General features: G+C 62.5%; 23 protein-coding genes. 11 read left to right on the top strand and 12 right to left on the bottom strand.

Features of this window, described 5'->3' with window-relative positions; genetic code table 11:
* The coding region (locus J0I79_RS28370; protein WP_292867120.1) for a toxic anion resistance protein at positions 1-488 on the bottom strand (488 nt) is incomplete at its 3' end.
* Positions 489-617: 129 nt separating this feature from the next.
* Positions 618-1808, bottom strand: coding sequence for a Tet(A)/Tet(B)/Tet(C) family tetracycline efflux MFS transporter (gene tet / locus J0I79_RS28375; protein ID WP_292867122.1), 1191 nt, complete (start codon positions 1806-1808; stop codon positions 618-620).
* Positions 1809-1891: 83 nt separating this feature from the next.
* Here tet and J0I79_RS28380 point away from each other — a divergent pair, with 83 nt between their 5' ends.
* Positions 1892-2512, top strand: a complete 621-nt coding sequence (locus J0I79_RS28380) for a TetR/AcrR family transcriptional regulator C-terminal domain-containing protein (RefSeq protein WP_292867124.1) — start codon at positions 1892-1894, stop codon at positions 2510-2512.
* Positions 2513-2536: 24 nt separating this feature from the next.
* Here J0I79_RS28380 and J0I79_RS28385 read toward each other — a convergent pair whose 3' ends face one another.
* On the bottom strand, positions 2537-3205 hold the full coding sequence (locus tag J0I79_RS28385) for an alpha/beta hydrolase (RefSeq protein WP_292867126.1): 669 nt from the start codon (positions 3203-3205) through the stop codon (positions 2537-2539).
* Positions 3206-3408: 203 nt separating this feature from the next.
* Here J0I79_RS28385 and J0I79_RS28390 point away from each other — a divergent pair, with 203 nt between their 5' ends.
* Positions 3409-4611 (top strand): OpgC family protein, encoded by a 1203-nt coding sequence (locus J0I79_RS28390; protein ID WP_292867128.1) that lies wholly within the window; start codon positions 3409-3411, stop codon positions 4609-4611.
* Positions 4612-4635: 24 nt separating this feature from the next.
* Here J0I79_RS28390 and J0I79_RS28395 read toward each other — a convergent pair whose 3' ends face one another.
* The gene (locus tag J0I79_RS28395) at positions 4636-5706 is read right to left on the bottom strand and encodes a substrate-binding domain-containing protein (protein ID WP_292867130.1); all 1071 of its coding nucleotides are present in this window, start codon (positions 5704-5706) and stop codon (positions 4636-4638) included.
* A gap of 151 nt (positions 5707-5857) precedes the next feature.
* On the opposite strand from J0I79_RS28395, the gene J0I79_RS28400 reads away from it, so the two are divergent.
* Together J0I79_RS28400 and J0I79_RS28405 are read left to right on the top strand one after the other, a co-directional pair.
* A complete protein-coding gene (locus J0I79_RS28400; RefSeq protein ID WP_292867132.1) occupies positions 5858-5992 on the top strand; it encodes a hypothetical protein in 135 nt (44 codons plus the stop codon).
* A 61-nt stretch (positions 5993-6053) separates the two neighbouring features.
* Positions 6054-6200 carry a hypothetical protein gene (locus tag J0I79_RS28405; RefSeq protein WP_292867134.1) on the top strand — a complete coding sequence of 49 codons (147 nt, stop codon included), beginning with the start codon at positions 6054-6056 and terminating at the stop codon, positions 6198-6200.
* Between the two features lie 4 nt (positions 6201-6204).
* Here the strand turns inward: J0I79_RS28405 and J0I79_RS28410 are convergent, their stop codons facing one another.
* Positions 6205-6567 (bottom strand): DUF423 domain-containing protein, encoded by a 363-nt coding sequence (locus tag J0I79_RS28410; RefSeq protein ID WP_292867136.1) that lies wholly within the window; start codon positions 6565-6567, stop codon positions 6205-6207.
* A 38-nt stretch (positions 6568-6605) separates the two neighbouring features.
* Positions 6606-7850: a multidrug efflux MFS transporter gene (locus J0I79_RS28415; RefSeq protein ID WP_292867137.1), complete on the bottom strand. Its 1245-nt coding sequence runs from the start codon at positions 7848-7850 to the stop codon at positions 6606-6608.
* A gap of 117 nt (positions 7851-7967) precedes the next feature.
* On the opposite strand from J0I79_RS28415, the gene J0I79_RS28420 reads away from it, so the two are divergent.
* From J0I79_RS28420 to J0I79_RS28430, 3 genes are all read left to right on the top strand, one after another.
* Entirely contained in the window at positions 7968-8633 is a 666-nt protein-coding gene (locus J0I79_RS28420; protein WP_292867161.1) for a GntR family transcriptional regulator, read from the top strand.
* Positions 8634-8755: 122 nt separating this feature from the next.
* A complete protein-coding gene (locus J0I79_RS28425) occupies positions 8756-9727 on the top strand; it encodes a glycosyl transferase family 90 (RefSeq protein WP_292867139.1) in 972 nt (323 codons plus the stop codon).
* Between the two features lie 151 nt (positions 9728-9878).
* Positions 9879-10850, top strand: a complete 972-nt coding sequence (locus J0I79_RS28430; RefSeq protein WP_292867141.1) for a glycosyl transferase family 90 — start codon at positions 9879-9881, stop codon at positions 10848-10850.
* 9 nt (positions 10851-10859) lie between these two features.
* Here J0I79_RS28430 and J0I79_RS28435 read toward each other — a convergent pair whose 3' ends face one another.
* Positions 10860-11903, bottom strand: coding sequence for an aldo/keto reductase (locus tag J0I79_RS28435; protein WP_292867143.1), 1044 nt, complete (start codon positions 11901-11903; stop codon positions 10860-10862).
* 260 nt (positions 11904-12163) lie between these two features.
* Between J0I79_RS28435 and ppk2 the strand changes: the two genes are divergently transcribed.
* Positions 12164-13084, top strand: a complete 921-nt coding sequence (ppk2, locus tag J0I79_RS28440; RefSeq protein WP_292867145.1) for a polyphosphate kinase 2 — start codon at positions 12164-12166, stop codon at positions 13082-13084.
* Positions 13085-13128: 44 nt separating this feature from the next.
* On the opposite strand, the gene J0I79_RS28445 is transcribed toward ppk2, so the two are convergent.
* The 3 genes from J0I79_RS28445 to J0I79_RS28455 all read right to left on the bottom strand — a co-directional run bounded on the left by J0I79_RS28445 (position 13129) and on the right by J0I79_RS28455 (position 15914).
* Entirely contained in the window at positions 13129-13773 is a 645-nt protein-coding gene (locus tag J0I79_RS28445; RefSeq protein ID WP_292867147.1) for a dihydrofolate reductase family protein, read from the bottom strand.
* 192 nt (positions 13774-13965) lie between these two features.
* On the bottom strand, positions 13966-15018 hold the full coding sequence (hemB, locus tag J0I79_RS28450; protein ID WP_292867149.1) for a porphobilinogen synthase: 1053 nt from the start codon (positions 15016-15018) through the stop codon (positions 13966-13968).
* Positions 15019-15092: 74 nt separating this feature from the next.
* Positions 15093-15914, bottom strand: coding sequence for a DUF2066 domain-containing protein (locus tag J0I79_RS28455; RefSeq protein WP_292867151.1), 822 nt, complete (start codon positions 15912-15914; stop codon positions 15093-15095).
* 163 nt (positions 15915-16077) lie between these two features.
* Here J0I79_RS28455 and J0I79_RS28460 point away from each other — a divergent pair, with 163 nt between their 5' ends.
* The 3 genes from J0I79_RS28460 to J0I79_RS28470 all read left to right on the top strand — a co-directional run bounded on the left by J0I79_RS28460 (position 16078) and on the right by J0I79_RS28470 (position 18294).
* Positions 16078-17121 (top strand): enoyl-CoA hydratase/isomerase family protein, encoded by a 1044-nt coding sequence (locus J0I79_RS28460; RefSeq protein WP_292867153.1) that lies wholly within the window; start codon positions 16078-16080, stop codon positions 17119-17121.
* A complete protein-coding gene (locus tag J0I79_RS28465; protein ID WP_292867155.1) occupies positions 17118-17540 on the top strand; it encodes a DUF6163 family protein in 423 nt (140 codons plus the stop codon). The genes J0I79_RS28460 and J0I79_RS28465 overlap by 4 nt, the downstream gene beginning before the upstream one ends.
* 238 nt (positions 17541-17778) lie before the next feature.
* Complete coding sequence (locus J0I79_RS28470) at positions 17779-18294, top strand: winged helix DNA-binding protein (protein WP_008875359.1); 516 nt, start codon at positions 17779-17781, stop codon at positions 18292-18294.
* A gap of 352 nt (positions 18295-18646) precedes the next feature.
* Here the strand turns inward: J0I79_RS28470 and J0I79_RS28475 are convergent, their stop codons facing one another.
* Positions 18647-19243: a hypothetical protein gene (locus J0I79_RS28475; protein ID WP_292867157.1), complete on the bottom strand. Its 597-nt coding sequence runs from the start codon at positions 19241-19243 to the stop codon at positions 18647-18649.
* Positions 19221-19508, bottom strand: a complete 288-nt coding sequence (locus J0I79_RS28480; protein ID WP_292867159.1) for a hypothetical protein — start codon at positions 19506-19508, stop codon at positions 19221-19223. The genes J0I79_RS28475 and J0I79_RS28480 overlap by 23 nt, the downstream gene beginning before the upstream one ends.
* Between the last annotated feature and the right edge of the window lie 245 nt (positions 19509-19753).

Consider the following 19753-nt stretch of genomic DNA (forward strand, 5'->3'; position numbering starts at 1 on the left):
CCGGCCTGCACATAGGCATCGAGCTTGAGGATGGAATCCTTGGTCTGCTCGTGCAGGTCGTCGAGCACGGCGATGTCGCGCCGGAGCGTGTCCTTATGGCGGTCGAGTTCCAGGCCGATGCGGTCGATCTGCCCGGCGACATCTTCATACTTTTCCTTGAACCGCTCTAGCCTTGCCCTGAACGAGGAGAACAGGCTGCTGAGAAAGCCCTGGTCCTTGAGCGAGGCCGGGTCGAGATTCCTGGCCTTCATGATGATGTCGGTCAGCAGGTCGCCGGTATCGCCCAGGTCGCGGTTGCGCAACTGGGCGAGGATCTTGTCGGCATAGTCGCTGACCGCCTGCTGGGCGCGGTCGCCAAACACCGAAATGGCGGCGCGGTCGCGCACATCGATGCTCTCTTCGATCCGGGCGACTTCGGCCGGATTGGCCGCGATGACAGGCAATTGCGATGTATCGTCGAGCAGAGTGACGCTGTTCTTGTCGGCCATGCGGACTTCCCCCTAGCGAACAGTATCTCCATAGCCAGTATGTAACAGAGGTATGTCGCCGCTGTGGATAATGGAAGGGAGCGGCCGATTTCGACGGAAAACGCCCCGATTTCCCGGCGTCAGAGGCGCCTATTGGGCGGCCTCCTGCCTGGCCATCGAGGGGCCGGTTCTAAGCAGCAAGGGCAGGCACAGGACATAGAGCGCCGCACCCGCGACCCAAGCCGTTCCCGGAAAGACCATGCGGGTGCGAAAATAGAGCGTGGTGATGAGCAGGGGCCCGAACACCGAGACCAGGCTGATCACGCTGGTAAGTACGCCCTGCAGTCGTCCCTGGTGGTCGGCGCCGACGCGTGACGTCAACAGCGACTGCAGCGCCGGGGCGCCGATGCCGCCGAGACAGAACAGCGGCAACAGCGCGAACGCCATCCAGCCCTGTCCGGCCAGAGCGATCAGGACATAGGCCGTGCTGTCTGCGAGAACGGCGATGATCAGCGTCCGCTTCTCGCCGTAGCGTTCCGCGATGGGGCCGGCGACGAAGCCCTGGGCGCCGGCATGGAAGAGGCCGAACAAGGCCAGCGAGACGCCGACGGTGAAAAGATCCCAATTGAACTTGTCCTGCACGTAGAGCACCCAGATCGTGCCGCCGACCTGGCCGACGAGGCCAAGCACGGCGAAGGCGCCGAGCAGCGGCAGGATCGCCGGAAAGCTAAGCGCCCAGCGCAACGGCGCCAGCGGATTGAATGAAGGCAACTCACTGCCTTCGATATTGCGCTTCGGCTCCGGCAGCAGGAAGAAAGCCGACACCAGATTCAGGCCGCTGAGTGCCGCCGCTGCCAGGAATGGCGCCCGCAGCCAGACATCGCCGAGCAGCCCGCCGAGCGCCGGGCCAGCGATGAAACCCACGCCGTAGGCGGCGCTGAGGTGGCCGAAGGCGCGGGCGCGCCGGTCCTCGCTGCTGATGTCGGCCATGTAGGCGGAGGCCACGGCCATGCTGGCGCCGGTGATGCCCGCGATCAGCCGGCCAACGAACAGCAGCGGCAGCGACGGCGCGAAGGCCATGAACAGATAGTCGATCATCGACCCGGCGAGCGAGACAAGCAGCACCGGGCGGCGGCCGTAACGATCCGACAGGGCGCCAAGCAGCGGCGAAAACAACACCTGCATCGCCGCATAAGCGGACAGAAACGCGCCGAACGTCCAGCCGATATCGTCGACGTGGCCGACCTCTCTGAGCAGGCCGGGCAACACCGGCATGACCAGTCCGACGCCGGCGGCATCCAGCGCCATCGCCATCAAGACGATGAGATAGGCTCTTTTCATCGCGGTCGTTCTTTCCTAAAATTTATCGTCGATAAGGCGGCGTCTTTATCAGTGATAAATTGGCAGTGCAAGAGAGGCCCGGCATGAAACTGGACAAGACGCTGATCGTCGATGAAGCGCTGGTGTTGCTCAATGAGGTTGGCATCGATGCGCTGTCGACCCGCCTTCTGGCGCAGCGGCTGAAAGTGCAGCAACCGGCCCTGTACTGGCATTTCAAGAACAAGCGCGCATTGCTCGATGCAATGAACGAGGAAATGCTGCGGCGCGGCCACGGCAATCGCACACCACGGCCGGGCGAGAGCTGGAAGGATTTCGTGCGCAGGAATGCGCGCAGTTTCAGGGGCGCCCTGATCGCCTATCGCGACGGCGCGCGAGTCCATGCCGGGACGGAAGCGGATCCGGAAGATCTCGCGCATTTCGAGCAGTTGCTGGAATTCCTCGCGGGCGAGGGGATTTCCGCTGTTCCCGCAATGGAATTGCTGATGACGATCGGGCGCTACACGGTCGGCTGCGTGATGGAGGAGCAAGCCGAATATCCGTCGGGCTCGGGCAGGGGCCAGGCTTTGGACTCCGCCGCACAGGATTATCCGCTGTTAAGCCGAGCGCTGGTCCACTATCGCGCCGGTGGACATGAAGCGCTGTTCGAAAGCGGACTGGCCCTGCTGGTCGCGGGAGCGGAAGCCCGGGTAAAGGGCGAGCGTTGAGCGCGACCGCGCGGTGCTTGCCCGTCAGCCTACCGTTGCGGATACTGGCGACGCAGCCATCCATTGCCTGACGATAGCGGCGTCGGGGTCGCCGATTTCGTGGCCGGAGGGAACAATCCTGGCGTCGATCTCGCCGCCGTGGCTGCTGAGCAGCGTCACCAGCGCCGGCGCGAAGGGGCCGTAGGTTTCGTCGGCCGCGCCCGCAATGATCAGCGCGCGCGTTCCGCCGAGTTGCGTTGCCGGCACGTGGTCAAGCACCGGCATCGGCCTCAGCAATGCCGCCCGATGCACAAGGCCCGGATGGAGCAGCATCAGGCTCGAAACCAGGTTGGCGCCATTTGAATAACCAAGGAATGTCGATCGGGTGAGATCAAGCCCGTGGCGCTTGGCGATATCGACGACGAACGCGGCGAAGCCTGCCGTCTCGGCAACGATGCTGTTCTGGTCGAAACGCGTCGGGGTTATGCGTTCGAACCAGCGAAACCCGTCTTCCTGAGGGATGCGGCCACGCGCCGCGATCAGCACGGCACCGGGCGCGATCCGTCTTGCCAGCGGCACCAGCGTGGTCTCGTCGACGCCCGATCCATGCAGCAGGAACAGGCATTCCCCGTCATGTTTGCCGGCGTCCAGAAGGCGATAGGGGAATGCCAGATCCAGGCGCAGGGAGGCGTTTTCGGCTTCGGCGCCGGTCATACCCTATCCTCTTGATTATATGAGGCTCCGCTCAATTTGCCGGCTTCAAAACGCAATATTTTCTTGCTCCGCGAAAGTTGATTGAACCGGGCGCATTTCCGCTCGTTTAAGTACCGATATACTCCGCGTGGGAGGAATCGGAGCGGTGCGCCCCGGGGGTCGCATTGCTGGACATGAACAACCAGCTTTGAGGCCTTTTGTCGATGACCACCCCTGTTTTGCCGGATCGCAATTTGCGTATCCCCGGACGCGACACGCGTATCGATGTTCTGCGCGCGCTCGCATTGCTCACCATTTTCATCGACCACGTGCCGGGGACCGCTTTCGAGACCCTGACCTACAAGAACTTCGGCTTCTCGGACGCGGCCGAAGCCTTCGTCCTGATCTCGGGCATCTCCGTCGCGCTTGCCTATGGCGCGAAATTCCAGCCGGGTGGCCGGCTGTTCGCCACCTTGAAGATGTGGCGGCGGGCGGGTGTGCTCTACGCCGCCCATATCGTCACCACCATGGCGGTGATGGCGATCTTCTGCGCCGTGGCGGTGTTCGCAAGGCGGCCTGAACTGCTGACGATGATCAACATCGAGCCGCTGATGAAGAACACACCGGAGGTTCTGGTCGGCATCGTCACGCTTGGCCACCAGCTTGGCTACAACAACATCCTGCCGGTTTACGCCGCGCTGCTTCTGATGGCGCCGGCTTTCGTACTGTTCATCAGCTACCGGCCCGTTGCCGCGCTTGTCGCGTCCGGTGCGCTATGGCTCGCCGCCGGCATCTGGCAGATTGCCCCGCCCAACTATCCCGAGCCGGGGTTCTGGTTCCTGAACCCGCTGTCCTGGCAGTTCCTGTTCAACATTGGCGTCGCCGCCATGCTGCATGTCAGACGCGGGGGCGCCATTCCGGTCAATAGTTGGCTCGTCGGCGCGGCCGCGGCCTATGTGTTGACGGCACTCGTCTGGGTGCACAGCCCGCTCTGGGGCCAGATCACGTGGTTCGATCTGCCCGTGGTGATCGGCGGTTTCGACAAGACGTTCCTGTCGCTGCCGCGTCTGCTGCACATCCTGGCGGTGAGTTATCTTGTCGTCGCCTTGCCGGCGCTCTCCAATCTTTTCCGTACCAGCCCTGATCATCCGCTGGCGATACTGGGCAAGCGCTCGCTGCCGGTTTTCATCGCCGGCACGGTGCTCGCCATGGTCGCCCAGGTGATGAAGCTGATCAATCCGGGCGGGCTTGTCTATGACAGCCTGCTGCTGTCGGCCGGCATTGCCATGCAGTTCGCGCTTGCCTTCTACCTGGAATGGCTGTCCGGCGTTGGTGGGGCCGGCAAAAGCAAGCCGATCGGTGCCGGCGTGTCCGCGGTTCGCGAGTCCTTCGGTGTCGGCTCGCTGGCCGCCGGCGCCAACAGGTGACAGGCTGGGCTGCTTCGACGTGGCTCAGGATTTCACGGGGCAGGGGCCTGACGAGGCACGAACCACGAGGTCGACCGGCATCAGTTGCCGGCTGGACGCCCCGTCATTTTCCAGGATCGCCTTGACGGCGCGGTGGCCCATTTCGGCGATCGGCTGAGCCACCGTTGTCAAGGGGGGCTTGGACGTTGCGCCTTCCGGAACGCCATCGAAACCGACGACCGAGACATCGCCCGGCACGGCTATGTCGTGCCGGCGCAGCCAGTCGAGCGCATGCAATGCCATCTTGTCGGACATGGCCAGGATCGCGGTCGGCTTCTCGGCGCCCGCAAAAATATGGTCGAGGCCCGCCCACACGCTTTCCTCGTCGTTCACGGTCTCATAGATCGGCACCTGCGAAACCTCGATGCCGAAACGGGAAAGCTCGCCCAGATAGCCGCGCAACCGGTCGCGCGTGCCTGCGTATAGGGACGTCTCGGCCTGTGCCTGGGTGATCGGGCCGTGGCCGTCCTCGGCGCAAGGCAGGGTGAGCACGGCAAAACGGCGATGGCCAAGCTCGGCCAGATGCCGCGCCGCCAGTCCCGCGCCGGCGATGTTGTCGACGCCGATCGCCGCCACGCTCTGGTTTTCGGAATCGAGGTCAAGCGCGACGAAGGGCAGTTTGCGCTCGCGCGCCAGTTCCACCAGCCGCGAATCGCCTTCGATGCAGAACACGATGAAGCCGTCGACCAGGGCGCTCTGGATGTTCCAGGCAAGATGCTCGCTGTTGGCGGCTGAAACCAGCGAAATCCCCGCGCCGGTCGCATCGCAGGCCTGCGAGATGCTGGCCATCATCACCCGCGCGAAGGGGTCGTCGAAGAAATAGGACAGCGGCTCGTTGGTGGCGACGCCGATGGCATTGACCTTGCCGGCGCGCAGCAGCCGGCCCTTGGGATCCGGCCCGGCATAGCCCATGGCCTCCGCCGTCGCCTTGACACGCTCGCGCACCTCCTCGCGCACGATTTCGGGATGGCTGAAGACATTCGATGCCGTACCGTGCGATACGCCCGCCGCCTTGGCAACGTCAGCCAGTCTGACCGGTCTGGTGCTTCGATCCAATATGTCCTCGCTCGCCTTGCTCGATCCTGCTGCTGTCTAACATAGGTGGCGGGCCGAAGCTAACCTATCCTTGGATCGATTCAAGAATTTGCTTGACAGGACAGGATTCGGGCGTATCGTTGAATCGATCCAAGTCGGAGGAGTAAGAGCCATGCATCCCGTCAACTACCTGTTTGAAGACATCTACCGCAACGACTGGGGCGTCAGCCTGGAGAAGGCGAGACGCAGACGATCCACGCCATGGGTTGGCGATCTGCGATTCCTGGTGGAGCGCACTCGGAGTTGATCAGCGGTCTTTCGACTGCCGATTGAATCGATTCAGTCCCAATTTGAAAGGCACCACGATCATGCATCCCGTCAATCACCTGTTCGAGGACATCTACCGCAACTATTGGGGTATTTCGCAGGCCTCCGGTCGGCCGGAAGGCCGGCCGAAGGCGCAGGCCTCGTGGACGCGCGACTTGCTCTTCCGGCGTGCGCGCCGGGCAGGTTGACGTCTCAGCGGCTGGCTCGTGCGAAACCGCAACCCGCTATCGCGAGCCAGCCGGCAATCAGCAGCGTGCCGCCAATCGGCGCCGACATCGGGAACAGTCTCGAACCCAGGAAATCGCGGGCCAGGAGATCGCCCGCGAAAAGCAGCAGGCCGGCGAGCAGGAGAAGGCCCGCGAACCGCAAGAGCCGGTTCGAGCCGAGAAGGCCGATGGCGAGGAAAGCCGGTGCGTGCATCAGCAGAAAGGAAGCCGCCGTCCCGGTAAAGGCGCCGCCGTGGTGCGCGGCGACCGCCGACAGCGCCACGCCCGCCGCGCCGACGAGGCCGCCGGCCAGCACAAGGATACGGCCGGTTGGATCGACGAGGGTCATGTTTTGGCGTGCTCCTTCTTCCGGGCCGGGCGAGCCTGTCAGGACTCGCCCGCTTCCACCAGCATATGCCGTGCCCGCCGCGACTGGACAATCCAGTTATAGACGGCGCCGAGCGCCATCAGCACGGATGTTCCGAGGAATACCGCCTGCATGCCGAAATGGCCGCCGACGAAGCCGCCGGCCACGGATCCCACCACTTGGCCGATATATTGAGCCGAGACCGAAAATCCCAGCACATTGCCGCCGACACCGTCGGGTATATTGTGCCTGATGACGCTGGTGATGCAGGGCAGCACTCCGCCCAGCGCCAGCCCCATCAGGAAGCGCAGCGCGATCAACTGCCAGCCCTGTGTGACGAAGGCCTGTGGGATCAGCAGCAGCGCCGAGACGACCAGCGCGCCGATGATGACGTTCCAATGTCCGGTTCGATCGGCCAGTTTGCCAAGGCGCGGCGCCGACAGGATCGTACCGAGAGCCGTTGCGGACATGACGAAGCCCGAGATCAGCGTGACCCGGCTTTGATCGTCAATGATCTGCGCTACGTAGACCGTGATTATCGGTTCAATCGACATGTTGGCGACCATCAGCAGAACGCCGGTGATCAGCATCGCCACCACCGGGCGCTTGTCGGGGATGAGCGAGAATGCGCTGGCTCGCTTTCCTTCCACCTTGTCGGGTTTGCGGTGCTCCTCCTTGATGAGGAAGGTCGTGGCAAGGAAGGCGAGAAAGATGACGCCGCCGGCCGAGAGGAAGGTGGCGCGAATGCCGATGAGCGGCGGCAGGGCGCCTCCGACCAGCGGGCCGACGAGATTTCCGGCCATGATACCCGCGGAGAGCACGCCCAGCGCCCAGCCGGAGCGATTTTTCGGGGTCTGCATGGCGACGAGAATGGTGGAACCGGACGAGTAGCCACCCGCCAGACCTATGAGCAACCGCAGCGCCGCCAACTGCCAGACGTCCTGCACCATGCCCATCAGTGAAACGCATACCGCCATGCCGAAGGAGGCGCGGATCAGCATCAGCTTGCGCCCGTAAAGGTCGCCAAGCCGCCCCCACAGCGGCGCCACCAGGCCCGCGGCAAAAAACGCGGCGCCATAGGCTATGCCCGACCATTGAACGATCGCCGCGTGCCCCTCCACACCCAACTGCTCGACATAGAGCGGCAGGAAGGGCAACAGCAGGGTCATGGCGATAAGCGTGCTGAACGAGCCCGCGAAACAGACGGCGAGATTGCGCCGCCAGTGGATGTTGTAGTCGCCCTGCTGCGTGTCTTCCTGTGTCATGTCCTGCCTGCTCGATGTCGGCACTTGTCGCGTATACCATTTTGGGATACCAAGCCGGTATCCGTCATGAACCCCAACCCGGCCGCTGTCAATGCGGCTTCGCAAAAGGGCAGCCCGATGTCGCAGATGCAGAATGTCGAACGGCAGTTGCGCGAAATGATACTCGGGCTCGAGGTCGGTCCGGGGGAGAAACTGACCGAACGCTGGATCGAAGGCCGCTTCGGCGCCTCGCGCACGCCGGTCCGGGCAGCGCTTCTGCGGTTGGAGACCGAGGGGCTGGTGGGCAGGGACGGCCGTGGCTGGACGGTCGCGCCGATCAACCTCGCCGAGCTCGAGCAGATCGCGGTCTATCGTGAGGCGGTGGAGGTCGCGGCCGTGCGGATTACCTGTTCATGCGCGGACGCGAGCGCCATCGACGTCATCGAGGCGATGCTCGATTCCTGCGACGAAAACACGCCGCGCGAGGAATGGCACCGCGTCGGCATGGATTTCCACATCGAGCTTGCGCACCTGTCGGGCAACGAGTTCCTGTTCCGCGCGGTACGCGATGCCATGACCCGCCTGTCGCGGGCACGTTGGCTCGAGGTGCGCGACGAAGCAGCCCTTGGCCGCGCTTGGGCCGAACATCGCGCCATACTGGCGGCGATCCGCCTTGGCGACGCCGATGACGCGGCCAGGCGGCTCTCAGCACACATCGTGGGCAGCCGCGACCGGCTGGTGACGTCGCTCGCCAACGACCGTCGCGGCCTTCGCGCCAGGGGATTTGCCGTCGTGGCCGCTTAGCATCCCCTGAACAGACGGCTGGCAACCCTTGCCGGGGCTTGCCAGAACGACGCCACAATGGTGTAGGAAAGGCCGGGGCGCCAGCGAATTGAGAGCTGCCCGTTATTCTGATCAAGTGAGCCATGGCCACAATTGCGCGAACTGCGGCAAGGGTTTTCTACTACGCACGAAACGTTGCGCGCGATATCGTTCCGCAGGCATTGTTTCGCAGCCGGTTGGCCGCCAATCTCGAAAAGGCCAGGCTTTCGGATGACGCGGTGCGCCGGCGGTTGAACTTCTACAACAAGCTCCGTGACCGTTTCGCGCCGAGCGCCCGTGCGGTGCGCATCAGCAAGCTGCCTTTCACGCCGACCATGTACTATTACGACCTGAAGGAGTTTGCCCGCTACTTCGATCCCGGATTGCTCATCGACGTGGAATTCGGCGACGTCATGAGGGTGCCCAAGGTGCCGGCGATCGTGAAGGACCGCCCGATCTGCGATGGTGACGAAAACGCCGTGATCATGAAACTCGACAAGTTTCGCCACTTCCAGATGCCGGCCGACGCCATCCGCTTCGCCGACAAACTGCCGGCGGTGGTCTGGCGCGGCGATCTTAACAACCCGATCCGGACGAGATTTCTCAAAGCCGTGCGCGACCTGCCGTTCTGCGACGCCGGCTCGCACAAGCCCAATGCTCCAGCCGAATACAGCAAGCCCTTTCTCAGCATCCGCCAGCATCAGAAATACCGCTACATCGTTTCGCTCGAGGGCAATGACGTCGCCACCAACCTCAAATGGATCATGAGCTCGAAGTCGCTCTGCCTGATGCCGCCGCCGACATACGAGACTTGGTTTGCCGAACGGCTGGTTGAGGCCAATGTGCACTATGTGCCGCTCGCCTCGGATTTCTCCGATCTTGCCGAAAAGGTCGCCTATTTCGAGCGGCACCCGGCGGAGGCCGAACGCATCGTCGCGGCCGCGAACGCCTATTGCCGAACGTTCGGCAATGAAAGGGCCGAACGAGCGATTTCGTTCCTCGTGCTCTACAAATATTTCGTGCTCAGCGGCCAGATCGAACCCGATCCCGCACTCTGGCGCTATATTGCGGGCTAGGTTGCCGGCTTGCTGCCGAAGCCGGAGCGATTGTCCGTTTGCGTGATCTCTCGGCCTTGTGAACGCCTGGCGCAATGATGAGGCTGAGTGGTGCGGGAACAATCCCGGACGTTGTTTGTTTTGGTCACGTTTGTCCCGCTCAACGTGAACTATGGCCAGCCTTAAACGAACGACGCAGAAGGTTCTCTACTATGCGCGAAACATTATGCGCGATATCGCGCCGCAGGCGATCTTCCGACGACGGCTCGTGGAGCGCCTTGAGCGGGCGAGGTTGTCGGGCGAGGCCGTGCGAGAGCGGCTGAACGAATACAACATGCGGCGGGACGCCTTTGCGCCGAGCCCTGACGCGGTGCGCATCGACAGGCTGCCGTTCCAGCCCAGCATGTATTACTACGACTTGAAGGAGTTTACCCGTTACTTCGATCCGGCCTTGCGAGTGGACCTCGAATTTGGGGATGTGATCGGGGTGCCCAAGGTGCCGACGCTCGTCAAGGACAGGCCGATCCATGCCGACAATGGCAATGCGGTCATCATGAAGTTCAACAAGTTTCGCCACTTCCACATGCCAGTCGACGCCATGGCCTTCGCCGACAAGCGTCCGCTCGTGGTCTGGCGGGGCGATCTCAACAATCCGATCAGAACGAGGTTCCTGGATAGCGCGCGCGACCTGCCATTCTGCGATGTCGGTTCGCACAAGCGCAGTGCGCCGGCTGAATACTCCAAGCCCTTTCTCAGCATCAGCGAGCACCTGCGCTATCGCTACATCGTCTCGCTTGAGGGCAATGATGTGGCGACCAATCTCAAATGGATCATGAACTCCAACTCGCTGTGCCTGATGCCGGCACCCACCTATGAGACGTGGTTCCTGGAGAGGCGGCTCGAAGCCGATGTCCACTATGTCCCGCTGGATTCGGACTTCGCCGATCTCGGCGAAAAAGTGCGCTATTTCGAGCGACACCCGGCTGCCGCGCAGCGTATCATCGCCGCGGCCAACGCCTATTGCCGCCAGTTTTTCGACGAGCAGGACGAGCAGGCGATTTCCCTGCTCGTCCTCTACAAATACTTCGTGCTCAGCGGCCAGATCGAACCCGATCCCGAACTCTGGCGCTTCATCGAAAGATAGGCGTTACGGTCAGATGACGCTGCGGTCGAGAACCCTGTCGGAGGGACCGAAGCGGTCTTTTGCCGTCAATTGCTGGTGCCAGTAGGGGTAGAGCAGGGGCGGGCGGCTGACCGCGTCCAGGCGCTCGCGCTCCTCCGGGCTGAGTTGGAGGGCGGCGGCGGCCAGATTGTCCTTGAGCTGAGCATCGTTGCGGGCGCCGATCACCAGCGAGGAGACGGCGGGGCGGCCGAGCAGCCATGCGAGCGCAACCTGCGCCGCCGACACGCCGCGATCCGCGCCGATGTCGACCAGCACGTCGACGATCCGCCACAGCCGGTCCTCGTCACGGATCGGCGGCTCGGACCAGCCGGCGAGCTGGCGCGCGGTCGGGCTGTCGCGGCGGTATTTGCCCGACAGCAATCCGCCTGCAAGCGGGCTCCAGACCAGCACGCCGAGCCCCTGGTCGACGCAGATCGGCAGCAGTTCATACTCCGCCTCGCGTGCTTCCAGCGTGTAGTGGATCTGCTGGGTGACGAAGCGCTGCTGGTGACGGCTGTCACTGACGGCGAGCGCCTTCATCACCTGCCAGCCGGAATAGTTGGAGCAGCCGATATAGCGCACCTTGCCCTGGCCGACCAAAGTGTCGAGCGCGGCGATTGTTTCTTCGACCGGGGTAAGGCCGTCCCATTGATGGACGAAGTAGATGTCGATGACATCGGTCTTCAGCCGCTTCAGGCTTCTCTCGCATTCGCGGATCAGGTGATAGCGCGACAGGCCTTCATCGTTCGGGCCCTGGCCGATCCGCATCCGCGCCTTGGATGCGATGAGCACGTCGTTCTTGCGCTTGCCGCCGAGCGCTTCGCCGATGATCTCCTCCGACAGGCCGTTCGAATAGACGTTGGCGGTATCGATCAGGTTGATCCCGGCATCGATGCACATGTCGATCATCCGCCTCGCTTCGGCAAGGTCGCTGTTGCCGACGGCGGCGAACGGCCCGGTGCCGCCGAAGGTCATCGTGCCCAGGGTCAGTGTCGAAACCTTCAAGCCGGAGCGGCCGAGCGTGCGGTATTCCATGTCCTACCTCGCGATTCTGTTGAAGAGGACGCCACGAGCGGGCGTCCGGAAGGGCGGTCAGGGATTTGTAGGACAATTTATCCGGTTTGTCGCCCGCCATCTCAGCCGTTTCGTTGTTGTCAAAGGCGCCGCCATGCGGATGGGGCTGCAATAAAACCGTCATTGCGGGCCTGTATCTCAGTCGGCTTAAGGTGTTGCATTCACGGTCCGCGGCCGGAATGCGGCTCGGGCGAGTGAAGGCCAGCAGGCGGAGCAGGACGATGAATGAATTGAAGCCGAATTCAGGAGCCAAGGACTGGCTGGAAGCCGAACTCGCCGATACGCTCGACGAGGACTATGAGTTGGAACTGTCCGAGCCGGCGCTGTCGCTGGAGATCGCCAAAATCTACAAGAACTCGCATCCGCCCTCAATCGAGCGCATGACCTATTTCCGCGAGTTGCTGCGGCTGCAGTCGGAACTGATCAAGCTGCAATCCTGGGTCGCCCACAACAAGAAGAAGCTGGTGGTGATCTTCGAGGGCCGCGACTCCGCCGGCAAGGGCGGTGTCATCAAGCGCATCACACAGCGGCTCAATCCCCGCATCTGCCGCGTCGTGGCGCTGCCGGCGCCCACCGAGCGTGAGAAGTCGCAATGGTATTTCCAGCGCTATGTGCCGCATCTGCCGGCCGGCGGCGAGATCGTGCTGTTCGACCGCTCCTGGTACAACCGCTCCGGCGTCGAGCGGGTGATGGGCTTTGCCGGCCAGGACCAGGTGGAAGAATTCTTCCATGACGTGCCGGAATTCGAGCGCATGCTGGTGCGCTCGGGCATCACGCTGGTGAAATACTGGTTCTCGATCACCGACGAGGAGCAGCAGATGCGCTTCATGATGCGCATCCACGACCCGATGAAGCAGTGGAAGCTGTCGCCGATGGACCTGCAGTCGCGCGTGCGCTGGGAGCAGTACACCAAGGCCAAGGAAGAAACCTTCGCCCGCACCAACATTCCCGAGGCGCCGTGGTTCATCGTCGAGGGTAACGACAAGAAGCGCGCACGGCTGAACTGCATCGATCACCTCCTGCAGCAGGTCCCTTACGAGGATGTCCCGCACGAGGAAATCACGCTGCCCGAGCGCGTCTTCAACCCGCAATATGAGCGCCAGGTCCTGCCGCGCGATCTCTACGTTCCCGAGAAATATTGAGGCAGTGAAGCTGCAATCTCCCCCTCGTGGGGGAGATTATGCTCTCACGCCCGCCCGATCATCACATGCGTTGCGTCGGCGGTCGAAATCGTTTCCGTGCAGCGATAGCCCAGCTTGGGCATATCAATCCCGGCGAACAGATGCTCGCCCGAACCAAGCAGCACCGGCGAGATCGCCAGGTGCATCTCGTCGATAAGCCTTTCCTGAAGGTATTGGCGGATCGTCGCCACGCCGCCGCCAACCCGCACGTCCTTGCCGTCCGCTGCGGCGCGGGCCTGTTCAAGTGCCGAATGAATGCCGTCGGTGACGAAATGGAAGACCGTGCCACCCTCCATCGTGATCGGCGCCCGTACGTGATGTGTGAGCACGAAGGTCGGCACGTGGTAAGGTGGATTGTCGCCCCACCAGCCTTTCCAACTGTCATCCGGCCATTCGCCGCGGATGGGGCCGAACATGTTGCGGCCGAGAATCCAGGCGCCGACATTCTCGAAGCCGCGTGCGGTGAGCATGTCATCGGTATCGGTGGTCCCGCCATCCCTGCCGATCATCTTGTGAAAAGACCGGGTCGATGTCATCCACTTGTGCAGGTTTTCGCCTCCGACGCCGAGCGGACTGTCGAGCGTCTGGTGGGGACCAGCGCCATAGCCGTCGAGCGACAGGGTGAACGCGTTCACGCGCAGTTTGGACACTGGATCACCTCTGCTGTATTCTGATCTTATTTTGCAAGCAGTTTATTTTAGCAAGCAGGCGGCGGATTGCAATCGGGATTTCCAGGCAAGGAGAAGGCTCCTGCCAGCTATTGCCGACGATGTCGGGATTGTTGGATCCGGGAGCATGTCGCTCACCAAGCCTGCGGAACGGTCAAAGGCGGGAGCGGGAGCCTAACCCTTCAGCAATTCCGCCACCTCGGGCGCGAAATAGGTGAGAATGCCGTCGCAGCCGGCGCGCTTGAAGGCGAGCAGCGATTCCAGCATCGCCTTTTCGCCGTCGATCCAGCCATTGGCGCCCGCCGCCTTGATCATCGAATATTCGCCCGACACCTGGTAGGCGAAAGTCGGCATCTGGAACTCGTCCTTCAGCCGGCGGATGATGTCGAGATAGGGCAGGCCGGGCTTGACCATCAGCATGTCGGCGCCTTCGGCGATGTCCTGCTCGGCCTCGCGCACCGCTTCGTCAGAGTTGGCGTGGTCGATGTAATAGGTCTTCTTGTCGCCCTTGAGCAGGCCGGCGGTACCGACCGCCTCGCGATAAGGGCCGTAGAAGGCCGAGGCGAACTTCGTTGCGTAGGACATGATCGCCACGTCCTGGAAACCATTGGCGTCGAGCGCGTCGCGGATGGCGCCGATGCGGCCGTCCATCATGTCGGAGGGCGCGATGATGTCGGCGCCGGCCGCGGCCTGGATGACGGCCGCCGCCGCGACCTGTTCGACCGTTTCGTCGTTGACGATGATGCCGTCGCGCAGGATGCCGTCATGGCCGTGGCTGGTGAACGGGTCCAGCGCGGCGTCGGTGATGATACCGATCCCGGGTACCGCATCCTTGATCGCGCGCGTGGCGCGATTGATGACATTGTTTGGATCGAGGATGTGCGATCCCGTCTGGTCGCGCAGCGCGAGGTCGACATTGGGAAAAGTGGCGAGTGCCGGAATGCCGAGCCTGGCCGCGCGTTCGGCCTCCTTGACGGCAAGATCGATCGACAGGCGGAAGACGCCCGGCATGGCGGCGATCGGCTCGCGCACCTGTTTGCCCTCGACGACGAAGATCGGCCAGATCAGGTCGTCGACCGTCAGCCGGTTCTCCTGCACCAGGCGGCGCGACCAATCCGCCTTGCGCATGCGGCGCAAGCGACGGCTGCCGGTGACTTCGTCGACACTGCGCGCGCCGGCTGGCTTTGCCGGCGCGAATTTATTCGTCGCGGGGGTGAATTTGTTCATGGCCTAGACTCCAAGTCGGCGGCTTTTACCACGCGGACGCGCCGCGGACCAATGCGACACGATTGTGCCAGCGGTCAGGGTTGGCCGTTGCCCGAAAGAATCTGCGCCGCGCCGGCGATCGCCACACGGAACGCCTCGTCGAAGCTGACACCACGCACCTGCCAATGATATGTCTTGGCGTGATCAGCCAACCGCCAATCGGCGATCCAGCCAAGCTCCTTGTCGCTCCATACGATGCTGCCGGCAAGCGCCTGGCTGCCACCGATCTGTCTGGCCAGCCTGTCAAGCGTTGTGATGTCGGCGGCACGCAGCGCTTCTTCGCTCGAGCCGGCAAGCCGCGAGGCCTTCGGAAACACGATATGCATCAGCGTTGGGCTGGCCGCATTGGCGAAGGATTCGCGCATTGTTTCGCCACGCTCTTCCTCGGCGCTCAGCACGAAATGCCGGGGGCCCTGTTTGGTGGTGAGGAAGACGGCGAGCGTCGGCCGCTCCCCGAGCCAGGGCCTGCTGCCAAGCGAAGCCAGCACCTTGTCGATCACCTCGGGCTTGTAGAGGCAGGTGAGATCGTGAGGCCGGTCGTGCGTGCCTTGTTCGTCATGGATGGGAATGCCCTCAAGCCGGTCGCGGTAGCGGAAGCTGTCGACAAAGCTGCCGGCCCTGGCGCGCAGCGCGCCCATCTCGCCTTTGGCGAGCAGCCTCTGATCGCCGGAGACCCGGACAAGGACCTTGTCCAGGCACGTCTTGAAACCAAGCTGGCGGTTTTCTTCGCCCTGGCCGGTAACGATCGTCTGTGACTGGTAAAGGACGCCGAGGTCGGTTGCCCCGGCTGGGTAATTGGTCGCGCACAAGGCCAGGAGAAAACTGAAACCAAGGGCGAGGCGCAAAAACTGCGGCATGGCTCACTGTCCGGCTCGGGGCCTGTCGTACCAGGCGCCAATCTCTAGCATTGACCATCGCCGGCCGCCAACACCGGGGCCGGCAGGCTCCTGCCATTGACGCACTCATGCGCCGCCTTTAGCACTTCTCCTCCCGCAGGCGCGGGCAAGGGATTCTCTGGCGATGGATTTTGGCGGAGGCGACGAAATTCGCTTCGAACGGTTGGGCAGGGCCGGCGTCGTCACGCTGACGCGGCCGCAGGCGCTCAATGCCGTGACCCATGGCATGGTCAAGGCGCTGGGCAAGGCACTGCATTCCTGGGAGCATGACGATGGCGTGGATGTTGTTGTCGTGAAGGCCGAGGGCAGGGCTTTTTCGGCCGGCGGCGACATCCTGCATGTTTATGAGGCGGGCCGGGCCGGGAAGCCGCCGGTGGAGTTCTTCGCCGATGAGTATCGGCTGAACGTCCATATCAACAGCTTCCGCAAGCCTTATGTTGCGCTCATCGACGGCATCGTCATGGGCGGCGGGGTCGGAATTTCCTTTCACGGTTCGCACCGGGTGATGACCGAGAATGCACAGTTTGCCATGCCGGAAGTCGGTATCGGTTTTTTCCCCGATGTCGGGGCCAGCCATCTGCTGCCGGATCTCGGCGGCTCCTTCGGCATGTATCTGGCGCTGACCGGCAATCGTATCCGCCATGGCGACGCGCTGTGGTCGGGGCTCGCCACCCACACCATCAGGGCCGAGGACCAGGCGAGCTTGCTCGATCGGCTCGCGTTGACCGGCGATCCGGAATCGGTGCTGCGGGGTTTCTTTGTTCCAGCCAAGCGGGAGACCGACAGGCCGATCCTCGAGGCGATTTCGCGCCATTTCGCGCAGGCGTCGCTCCAGGATGTCATCGACAGCCTGGAGCGCGCGGCAAGTGCCGACGAGTTCGCTGCCAGGACGCTGGCCACGATCCGCATGCGATCTCCGACCAGCCTGCGCGTCGCCTGGCGGCAGATCAGCACGGGGCTGACCCTGTCGATGGACGAATGCATGCGGATGGAGTTCCGCATCCTCAACCGCATGCTTGCCGGCCACGATTTCTACGAGGGCATCCGCGCCGCCATCATCGACAAGGGCTCCAAGCCGCAATGGCGGCCGGCCGGCCTGGATGCCGTCAGCGACTCGGATGTCGATGCCTACTTCGCCCCGTTGGGTGAACGGGAACTCCAGGTATGAGCGAGGTGACGTCCAGGCGTATCGTGCTCCAGCCCTCGACGGTCGAGGTGATCTTCGCCTGGTTCCAGCGCGTCATTGCTGGCTACTGCCTGCTGTTCGGCATCCTGTACTGGATCAAGCTGATCGGCTTCTACCCGGGCTCGCTCTGGCGCTTCGACCTGATGCCGGTGCACTGGCAGGTCGCGGCGGTGATGCTGGCGGTGTTTTTCCCCTTCGCCGCGGCAGGCCTCTGGATGCTTGCCTCCTGGGGGCCGGTCATCTGGTTCATCTGCGCTGTCACCGAGACCGTCATGTATGCCGGCTTTCCCGAGCTTTTCGGCCATCGCCTGCTGATCGTCGTCTCGCATGCGGCGGTGGCGTTGCTCTACATCGTCTTTCGTGTCGTCATCTACCTGCAGAAACGACCCGTACGGCCCTAAGCCCCCGTGAACATTGGCGAGTTGGAAACCGCCTGAATCCGGCCCTGAAAACATTGCCTAAATCTTTAGGTTAATGATCCTTGTTCGGGTGACCGTTCGTTAAGCGTCTTCCGAAACCTCTTACCGGTAAGCTCTTGTTAGCCTTGGCGTTTAAGTCGAATTTTATGAGTATTCGATAGTGTCGCGATCAAGGTGAAAAACAAAAAATCACCAGGGCGACAAACGAGAGGCAAAGACAATGATCAATTCGCGTCCGGCGGCGAAGACCGCCAACGTTTCCGACGATCGCCGCGAGGCAATCCGCTCCTTGTACATGGAATCGCTGCAGCTGGTCGAGCGGTTGCACCGCCGTCTGCTTGATGTGATCAAGGACGAATTCGACCGCAACGGCCGCTCCGACATCAATGCCATCCAGGCGCTGCTCCTGTTCAACATCGGCAATTCCGAACTGACCGCCGGCGAGCTGCGCTCGCGTGGCTACTATCTCGGCTCCAACGTGTCCTACAATCTCAAGAAGCTGGTCGATCTCGGCTTCATCAACCACCAGCGTTCGCGCATCGACCGCCGCTCGGTCCGCGTCTCGCTGACCCCGAAAGGCAACGAGGTGGCCGAAGTCGTCGCCGGTCTCTATGAGCGCCATGTCGGCTCGATCGAGCAGGTTGGCGGCATCAACACCGACGAGTTCAAGCAGATGAACCGTGCCCTGCAGCGCCTCGACCGCTTCTGGAACGATACGATCGCCTATAGAATGTGAATTAAATCAGCTAGTTAAAACAAGGCGATAGCGGTTTATCGGGTGCAACGTAAGCGCACAAAGAGGCGTAGCGATGCACCCGGATTTGCCCGGTACCGTAGCAGTTGCGTAGCACCCTAAAACCCGGCCCCTAGCGCAGAATCTGGGGGCCGCTTCCGCATGCCGGGTGCCCCGGTTCTTCGCCAACGCCGCCCCCACCAACCCACTTACGGCGGCTTGGCGTGGGCCGCTTGCGGCGGGCGCCCTCTTTCTCTCTGTCGGCACATTCCATTTATCCACATCTGGCCGGAACGCGCGCCCTTCAAAGCTGGCGCGGGCCGGACACGTTGTGGGTAATGATGGGGGAACCCACCTAATTCCCTAAAACAGCTGCGATGGCCTTGTCCGCTGTCAAAGGGCTTTCGGCTAGTTCGTCGAGAATAATCAGGAGTAGCCGGACGGTCAGCAGAAACCAACTCCGGCTGGTCATGCCGTCTGTGAAAGATTTGATCCCAAGCCCCGGTACGACGGGGAAGGGAGCTTTCATAGCGTGCTGCCTTATGGCGGTGCCCATGCGCAGGGCCAAGATCTCCTTCTCGATCGCCTCGTGGGCGAACGTGAGCGGGATCTTGGAATGAGCAAATACGTTTCTGATGGCCCTCGCGGAGTGCAGTTCCTCGGCGATTGGTGACGTGACAATCCCGAAGGCCTGGGCGACGAGGATTTTCCCGTTGAAGTCGGCCAACGGGCCGCGGTTCTGAAACAGCTGGTTCTCGAACTCCGCATCGCGGTAATGAAGCTTGCTCTGAAGCAACCGCTCCAGCGCGGACTCAGCGAGCGCGGTGCCGGTGATTGCGACGGCAAGGTCGGACTCCTTGTTCAAGTCGTCCAGAATGGCTTCAATTTCAGGGCGGGTAGGGATCTTCGCGCTGAGCTTGCGCAGCGCCTTACGATTGGAAACCGGCTTCATTCTTCCCCCTCAGCTCAATGGGCAACTGCCTCAGTTGCCCTGCGGCGCTAACAAGCTGATCTAACTGCCACTGGGTCATGTGGACCATTGGCGAGGTATCGGTTTTCTGGCGCTCAACCTCGGCCAGCACGGCGGCTAGGTCAGTCTTGGTGTAGCCATTCCGTTTGATGTGAAGCTTGGTCGCCCATAGCGCCGTCTTGGGGCTCTTGAAGAAGTCCAGGGCGTTCTTGTGGTAGCTGAAAAGCCGATAGGTCCGCTCGTCCATGTCCGCCTCCTGAAAGAGGCGGATTCTAAGCTGCCTCGGATTCGGTGGGCAAGGCGTTATCGTTGGTGGATTGTTGAAGAGGACGGCAAATGTGCATTGGCACATTGAAGTCGCCAAATTTTCCTTCTAGGCGTAAGCGCCTCGCCGATCGCCTACGGATTTGGGCTTGACGTTTTCCGGAATCGCCAGGGCATGAGTTCCTCGATCTGGCTCTGCGGATGGCCGTTGATGATGGCGTCGAGGGT

The organism is Mesorhizobium sp. (assembly GCF_017306585.1).
GTDB lineage: Bacteria > Pseudomonadota > Alphaproteobacteria > Rhizobiales > Rhizobiaceae > Mesorhizobium.